Genomic DNA, 7,836 nt, shown 5'->3' with positions numbered 1-7,836 from the left:
TATTCCGGGGCTATTTGATTAATTGTTTAACTCGTCCCATTTTAACGGGACACTAATGAAAATGTTTAATAAAAATATTTCCAAAGTAATTTTTATTTCATATTAATGTATTGATTTACAATAATATAAATCTAATATTTAACATCTTAAAGTTTTGTTCCTTTTTAACTTTTATGCCTCTACTTATTTTCTTAAAAATAGACGTTCATTAAACGAACGTTAAAAAAACTCCTCCAGCATCTCCTCCATCTTTCTGTGTTACAAGCAATTACACAGTTTATTCAAGCAAAACAAAAACAGTATACATGAACAGATACAAACAATTTATAGCATGCAATACACGATACTAACAACATGTCGTGCAAGAAGTTAATAACGTGTCCTACAAAAAACAAATATCGTGTCCGCAGGATATTAACTTCCTGCAAACACGATATTAATTCGCTTTTACACAAAACTATACGAGGCTAACTACCTGCTGCAACAACCCCGACAATTCGAAAGTAGCATTCTTAATATCCGAAATCCGGTTCTTGCCTTCTGTCGTAAGAGAAAAACGCATCTGACGCTTATCTTCCTTACCTATCAGACGGGTAATGAGCTTCTTTCCCTCGACAGAGCGAATGACCTTTGAAGTGTTGGAGGCAGACAAACCCAGTGCCTCGGCTATCTCACTGGAGGTAAGCTTAGGAGTATTGAGCAGCGTGCACAACAGCATTCCTTCATTCAGCGATAAATCATACATCTGCGTAAACTGCACCTCGAACTCGGCAATAGCCCGATAAACATCACGGATTTTACATAAAGTCTCCATATCTTGTCCTCCTATATAAATAAGTTCACATTTGCCTTGTCCGCACGTTCCATATAGGTAGCCACGCCGCCGATGGTTACTTCATCCAGAAGTTCTTCGTGCTGGATGCCCATCATATCCATAGACATCTGGCAAGCAATGAATTCCACTCCCTGCGCCAATGCCTGCGAGCGCAACGACTCCAAAGAATCCACTCCCTTGCGCTTCATCAAGAAGCGCATCATGCGGCTGCCCATGCCAAACATATTCATCTGCGACAACTTCAGTTTCAAAGAGCTGGACGGCAGCATCATGCCGAACATCTTGCCGAAGAAGTCCTTCTGCACACTGGGTTTCTGCACTTTCTTCAAGACGTTCAGTCCCCAGAAGGTGAAGAAAATGGTTACTTTCTGTCCCGTTGCCGCTGCTCCGTTTGCTAGTACGAAGGTTGCCAGCGCTTTGTCCAGGTCGTCACTGAACAGAATCAGCGTCTTTCCCCTACCCCCGGCTGCGGAAACATTGGAAGCAGATGTACAAGCCGGAGCACCTTTCTCGATGACTACCGTATAGCGTCCTTTCTCGTCATGCTTCTCTATCAATTTATTTCCCGTCGTATCACACCAGGCAGAAGCATCGCGTGCAAAACCGGCATCGGTTGCCACAATCTCCACACGCTCGCCCACAGCAATGCTATCCATCGCCTTTTTCACCTGCATGATAGGTCCCGGACATTGCAAACCGCAAGCATTTATCTTCAACGTTTCCTTCTTGGACACTGATGCATCCGCAGGAACATCATCAGTAGCAGCCTCTACCGAAGAAGAAGAAGAGCCGCCGCCTGCCGGAGCAGATGGAGACGGCAGAGGTGCTGTTGCCGTGGAGTAGGTCTTATAACCACCTATCAGATTGCGCACATTGCGATAGCCGCACCCCATCAGGATGCGCAGGGACAGATAACCGCGCAGACCCACAGCACAGAAAAGCACTACCGGCTTGTCTGTAGGTATCTCTGCCAAATGCTCGCGCATTTCGTCCAACGGAATATTGACGGCTCCCGGAATGGTGCCGAAAGAGAATTCCTCGGGCGTACGGGTATCTATCAGCATCACTTTATCCTTCTCTTCCACCAGCTCGCGCCAAGAGATGACGGGCATTGCACCGCTGATAATGTTCGATGCTACATAGCCGCCAATAGCGATGGGGTCTTTGGCCGAGGAGAAAGGAGGCGCATACGTGTGCTCCGTCTCCATCAAATCGTAGACTGTGCCACCCCGCTTGATGAGTCCGGCTATCTGGTCGATTCGCTTGTCCACTCCCTCGTAACCGATACATTGCGCACCATAGAGTTTACCGGTTTTGGGATGGAAAGTCAGTTTCAAGGTCAAAGGTAGGGCATCCGGATAGTAACCGGCATGAGATGCCGAGTGAGTCACCGAGCTTTGATATTCCATGCCCCACTGCTTCAAGCGTTTGGCTGCAAGGCCCGTAGAGGCTACCGTCATGTCGAATACTTTGGCAATGGAGGTGCCGATAGCTCCTTCGTAGGAAACAGTATTGCCAAACACCATATTATCAGCAACGATACGTCCCTGGCGGTTGGCAGGATTTGCCAGATAATTGAGCCAGGGCTTTCCGGTCAGCGGATGAGGATATTCGATGGCATCGCCCACAGCATAGATGTCTTTTTCGGAAGTCTCCAAGTGTTCGTCTACCCAGATACCGCCCATCTCGCCCAGTTTCAAGCCGGCTTGTTGCGCCAATGCAGTGGCAGGACGCACACCGATGGAGAGTAACACCATATCGGCAGGAATGGCCTTTCCGCTTTTCAGGAATACGGTGATTCCGTTGTCCGTACGTTTGAAATGGGTTACTCCTTCTTCCAGATAGAGAGAGACGCCTTTCTGCAACAAATGCTGATGAATAGGTGCCGCCATAGAGAAGTCGATAGGCGCCATCACCTGATTACCCATTTCGACTACAGACACATGAACACCGGCATGATGCAGGTTCTCCGCCATTTCCAATCCGATGAAACCGGCACCTACCACCACGGCGCGTTTCACCTGCTTGTCCGAGATATAAGCCTTGATATGGTCGGTATCTTCTACATTGCGCAACGTGAAGATGCCTTCGGAATTAATGCCTTCCAAGGGGGGCTTCACGGGGTTGGCACCGGGAGAAAGCAAAAGTTTGTCATAGCTTTCGTCGTACTCCTTGCCTTCCACATTGCGTATGGTAACGGTCTTGTTTTTGGGATGGATGGCGATTACTTCATTCTGCACACGCACATCAATGCGGAAGCGCTTGCCGAAAGATTCGGGTGTCTGTACCAACAGCTTCTCGCGCTCTGCTATCACTCCACCTATATAATAAGGTAAACCACAATTAGCATACGAGATGTAAGGGCCTTTCTCCAATAAAAGGATTTCAGCCATTTCGTCCACTCTTCTCAGTCGGGCGGCTGCCGTGGCTCCACCTGCTACACCGCCAATGATTACATATTTCATAATTCTTCGTTTTTTAAGTTTGACGATGCAAAGAAAATAATTATTTTCAATAAAACATAATTTCCAAAGGAAAATATTATTAAAAGACTCATTTTTAATAAGAATAGGCATAAAAAAACGGATTATTACAAGTTTTTACACCTATAATAATCCGTTCAGTATGCAAGTTTTTATAAGCTTACCAACCAAGCCGAGCAAGACCGACAGCACTATACCATAAGGTAGAACGATAAGCGGCATTAGCAGCTTGAGCAGCAGCAGAAGTGGCAGTGGAAGGTATATAATGGCTAACCCCATTTGCCCGCTTCATGGAGAACATACCAACAGACATCGAATAAATCATCGGCGTTTTTTTCCAACAGACAGAAGCTGCATCATATGCTTGCTTCCATTCATCCAAGGCAACTTCATCCACAACGAGTTTTTCCATCATTTCTACGAAATCATAATAGCCTACATAATAAGACGATCCTACTTTACGCTGATCATAATCAAAGACCGATGACCGAAGAACTTCTCTATCTGCTGTCACTCCCGACAAAGCATTTGCTGTAGCAGCAGCTAAGTTCTCAAGCTCAGAAGATTTCAGCACATCTATAGCAGTGCCCATTGTCCAATTGCTATTACTTCCTATTTTTCCAGTATAAATTTCATCATAAGCAGCAAAAGTCCCAATAGCCATTTCTACCGCTGCACCTTTCTGAAATATAAATGGAAACATTCTATCATAGGCAGCACCAGGACCAGGATTCTCAGCAGGGAAACCAATATAGTAATCGCAACAATCACGCAACTCATACGCGACTTCCACCGACTGCATAAAGCAAGCATCAAACATAATAAAATCAAAATGAGGAGCGTTCTGTAATACTAACTTCAAGTCCTCAATATTCATATAATGCCCTCCTCCAGTCTTATCATTTCCTATCCAGCGAGTAGAAGGCAATGGAGTAGGTATCCATCCTTCCCCATGCGACCAATAAATCAAACCATAACTTTCCGCTTTATATAAAGAATTCCCAAACACATCATTGAATACCTCTTGCGTCTCAGCGACTCCGCACGAATTTCTATCTTCGTATTCTTTGACTATTGTTTCAACAACAGTACCACCTTTATTTTCAATTTCAATCAAACGAGGAAATCCCGTATCTATATACACCAATAAATGCATATCAGATGTATTATCAATTGAAGCCATCCCAGCTTTCAATTCCTCCAAATCCCCATCCGTAAAGCTAGCCAATGGATTTATACTATTATCCGCTGCCATATATACCAGCACAGTACGTTTCCCATCAACCGGAGGATCAGGTATCGGGTCATCACCACGACACGCCGACATGAACAAGGGGAAAACGAAGAAAAAAAGAAGATATAGTTTTGTTTTCATACTTGAAATCTTATTCCTGCGGTTTTGCAAATGTGAAAGCCTCAGGCTTCACCACCTGCAAAACCATATTCTTACTCTTTTTATACTTGCCTTTTACCTTTACAGCCTCTTTTTCCAACTTTTTCTTGTTTTCAGCGAAATAAATCATGCAAGTATAATCAGGTTTCTTCAGATTGTACTCCAGATAGTTCTTAAGCTGGTAAGTGTATAAATCACGCTTGGGCAAGAATCCATTCTTATCCAGCTCTACGCTGTCCAATACCTGGATGTCTGTATAATATACGATGGAGTCATTGAAAGAAGCCGCCACCCCAAAAGCATATACAGCCTTTTCCTTATCTTTCATTGTAAAAGCCGAACACAACGCAAAAACCAAAGCTACGGCACAAAGTATACGAACGTATTTCATTGAGTTATGAGTTATAAGTTATGAATTATCAATGGGGCAAAGATATAAAAAAAACCGCACGCCTACTAAAGACGTACGGTTTTTAATTCCTTCTATTTGTCGGAAACTGATATTTCTTATTTATCCCAAATAAGATTTGAGCAATTTACTACGATTACTTTGTCTTAATCTTCTGATTGCTTTTTCCTTAATCTGACGCACACGCTCACGGGTCAAGCCGAATTTGTCGCCGATTTCCTCTAATGTCATTTCCTGCTGTCCGATACCGAAAAACATCTGTATGATTTCTTTTTCCCTATCGGTTAACGTAGAAAGAGCTCTATCAATTTCCCTCGCAAGAGACTCGTTCACCAAAGAGCGGTCAGCCATAGGGGAGTCATCGTTGACCAGTACATCGAGCAAGCTGTTGTCCTCTCCTTCTACAAAAGGTGCGTCCACCGAAATGTGACGGCCGGACACCTTCAGCGTATCAGAGATTTTGTCAACAGGGATTTCCAGTTCATCGGCAAGCTCTTCAGGAGACGGACGACGTTCGTTTTCCTGCTCGAACTTGGAGAAGGCCTTGCTGATTTTATTCAGCGAACCTACCTGGTTCAACGGAAGACGTACAATACGCGACTGCTCTGCCAAAGCCTGCAGAATGGACTGACGTATCCACCATACTGCATAACTGATGAACTTGAAACCACGTGTTTCATCGAACTTTTCGGCAGCCTTGATCAGTCCTAAATTACCCTCGTTAATCAAGTCGGGCAAACTCAAACCTTGGTTTTGGTACTGCTTGGCCACAGATACAACGAAACGCAGATTGGCACGTGTCAATTTCTCCAGTGCAACACGGTCACCCTTGCGGATGCGCTGAGCGAGCTCCACTTCCTCTTCAACAGTAATGAGGTCTTCGCGACCGATTTCCTGCAAATACTTGTCAAGAGAAGCGCTCTCTCTGTTAGTGATACTTTTTGTAATTTTAAGTTGTCTCATTCTTATAATACAGATTTGGGTTGCAAAGGTACGACAAATTATTTTGTTACAATAATTTCATCCCAACTTTTTCACCTTATTTATATCTTATCCTATATAACAAAAAGGATGCCGGTATGTATTGTACCGACACCCCCTTTTTCGCTATTGTTAGCTAATATTACAATCTTCTTACCTAACTATCCCTATTTTTTATTCTTGAGTCAAATCAACGGCATACATTGCACGTTTTCCTGACGGGAACATACCGGTGATGAACAAACCTTGCTCAGGAGACTTTCTTGCCTCTTTCATCGCCTTTTCCAAATCGTCTACCGTCTTCATCGGCACTCCGTTGGCTTTCAGAATGATGAAGCCCTTGCGGATACCTGCATCGGCCATCTTGCCATTGGTAACCCCGGTAACTTCCAGACCGTAACCCAGGTTCAACTGCTTCTTCAGCTCGGAAGATACGGGCTTGAAGGCTGCACCCAAGATTTCCATTCCGGCATCCTTCACTACCTTCGTAGTGCCTTGCTCATTCTTCAGCGTGATTTCGAATTCCTTTTCCTTCTTGTCACGAACCACTGTTACCTTCACTTTGTCGCCCGGACGGTGTTTTGCCAGCATTTCCTGCAAATCCGAGAACTTGTGAATCTTCTTGCCGTTCAATGCTATGATTACATCATTTTCCTTCAAGATGCCGGCAGCGGAACCACCTTCAACAACTTCGGCCACATAGATACCCTCTTTCACACCAAGTTCGTCGGCCTTCTTCTTCAGTTCTTCGGTCCAGCGTTCGTCCATCTGCAGGTCTGTGCTCAAATCACTACCCTTGATGCCAAGGAGCGCGCGCTGCACGGTACCAAACTGTTTCAAGTCGGCTACCACCTTTGTCATAATGCTGGTAGGGATGGCAAAACCATAGCCGGAATAAGCACCCGTGGGTGAGTAAAGCATGGCATTGATACCAACCAGCTCGCCTTTGGCATTCACCAACGCACCACCACTATTACCTTGGTTGATGGCAGCATCCGTCTGAATGAAAGACTGGATGTTTGCAGCTTGTCCATTGGAGGCAGAAGAGCCAATGGAACGGGCTTTTGCACTGACGATACCAGCTGTTACGGTAGAGTTCAGGTTGAACGGATTACCTACTGCCAATACCCATTCTCCCACCTTCAACTGGTCGGAGTCACCAACCGGAATTGTCGGAAAGTCATCCCCTTCAATCTTAATCAATGCCAAGTCCGTGCTGGGGTCAGTACCGATGATGCGTCCTTTCAGCTCACGGTCGTCATTCAGTTTCACAGTGATTTCATCAGCACCTTCCACCACGTGATTGTTCGTCACAATATATCCGTCTTTGGAGATGATGACACCCGAACCGAAACCTACACGCGGCTGGGTCTGTATCTGGCGCTGGCGTCCACGACCGTCTCCAAAGAAGAAGTCAAAAATATCCGGCTGTTCTTGTACCGTCTGGGTCTTACTCAACTGAGTGGCACGTATATGCACTACAGCATGGAGCGAACTCTCCGCTGCTTGTGTCAAATCCACTGGCTGGGCATCCGTTGCATGGAAAGCCGCCGGTAGCAGATTATTGGGGTTCTGTTGGAACAACTCGCTGAATGCGGCAGGCTTTTCCTTATTCAGCATCTTATAAGTGGTCAATCCAGCCACTCCAGAGCTCAGGAGCACGATAGCCGCAACTCCAAGGATGTTTTTTGTTGTCTGTTTCATACTATTCTTCCTATTCTTTAAATTGTTAATA

Annotated in this window: 6 protein-coding genes; all 6 read right to left on the bottom strand. The window is 45.2% G+C overall.

What is annotated here, in order from left to right:
• Positions 1-457 precede the first annotated feature (457 nt).
• The 6 genes from DWY55_RS19680 to DWY55_RS19655 all read right to left on the bottom strand — a co-directional run bounded on the left by DWY55_RS19680 (position 458) and on the right by DWY55_RS19655 (position 7,805).
• Positions 458-814 carry a MarR family transcriptional regulator gene (locus DWY55_RS19680; protein ID WP_005831273.1) on the bottom strand — a complete coding sequence of 119 codons (357 nt, stop codon included), beginning with the start codon at positions 812-814 and terminating at the stop codon, positions 458-460.
• An 11-nt stretch (positions 815-825) separates the two neighbouring features.
• Positions 826-3,300: an FAD-dependent oxidoreductase gene (locus DWY55_RS19675; RefSeq protein WP_034526071.1), complete on the bottom strand. Its 2,475-nt coding sequence runs from the start codon at positions 3,298-3,300 to the stop codon at positions 826-828.
• A gap of 178 nt (positions 3,301-3,478) precedes the next feature.
• Positions 3,479-4,693: a clostripain-related cysteine peptidase gene (locus tag DWY55_RS19670; protein WP_005831277.1), complete on the bottom strand. Its 1,215-nt coding sequence runs from the start codon at positions 4,691-4,693 to the stop codon at positions 3,479-3,481.
• Between the two features lie 10 nt (positions 4,694-4,703).
• Entirely contained in the window at positions 4,704-5,102 is a 399-nt protein-coding gene (locus DWY55_RS19665) for a hypothetical protein (RefSeq protein WP_005831279.1), read from the bottom strand.
• A gap of 120 nt (positions 5,103-5,222) precedes the next feature.
• Complete coding sequence (locus DWY55_RS19660) at positions 5,223-6,083, bottom strand: RNA polymerase sigma factor RpoD/SigA (protein WP_002561589.1); 861 nt, start codon at positions 6,081-6,083, stop codon at positions 5,223-5,225.
• A gap of 192 nt (positions 6,084-6,275) precedes the next feature.
• The gene (locus tag DWY55_RS19655; protein WP_005831283.1) at positions 6,276-7,805 is read right to left on the bottom strand and encodes a Do family serine endopeptidase; all 1,530 of its coding nucleotides are present in this window, start codon (positions 7,803-7,805) and stop codon (positions 6,276-6,278) included.
• Between the last annotated feature and the right edge of the window lie 31 nt (positions 7,806-7,836).

The sequence above is a fragment of the Bacteroides sp. AF25-38AC genome (genome assembly GCF_003602995.1).
Classification (GTDB): Bacteria; Bacteroidota; Bacteroidia; order Bacteroidales; family Bacteroidaceae; genus Bacteroides; species Bacteroides uniformis.
Note: the sequence above shows the minus strand (reverse complement) of the source record. Positions and strands in the feature narration are given on the sequence as shown.

Bases quoted from the DNA above. Each gene is read 5' to 3' on its own strand.
- DWY55_RS19680 (WP_005831273.1), bottom strand. From the start codon at position 814: ATGGAGACTTTATGTAAAATCCGTGATGTTTATCGGGCTATTGCCGAG.
- DWY55_RS19675 (WP_034526071.1), bottom strand. From the start codon at position 3,300: ATGAAATATGTAATCATTGGCGGTGTAGCAGGTGGAGCCACGGCAGCC.
- DWY55_RS19670 (WP_005831277.1), bottom strand. From the start codon at position 4,693: ATGAAAACAAAACTATATCTTCTTTTTTTCTTCGTTTTCCCCTTGTTC.
- DWY55_RS19665 (WP_005831279.1), bottom strand. From the start codon at position 5,102: ATGAAATACGTTCGTATACTTTGTGCCGTAGCTTTGGTTTTTGCGTTG.
- DWY55_RS19660 (WP_002561589.1), bottom strand. From the start codon at position 6,083: ATGAGACAACTTAAAATTACAAAAAGTATCACTAACAGAGAGAGCGCT.
- DWY55_RS19655 (WP_005831283.1), bottom strand. From the start codon at position 7,805: ATGAAACAGACAACAAAAAACATCCTTGGAGTTGCGGCTATCGTGCTC.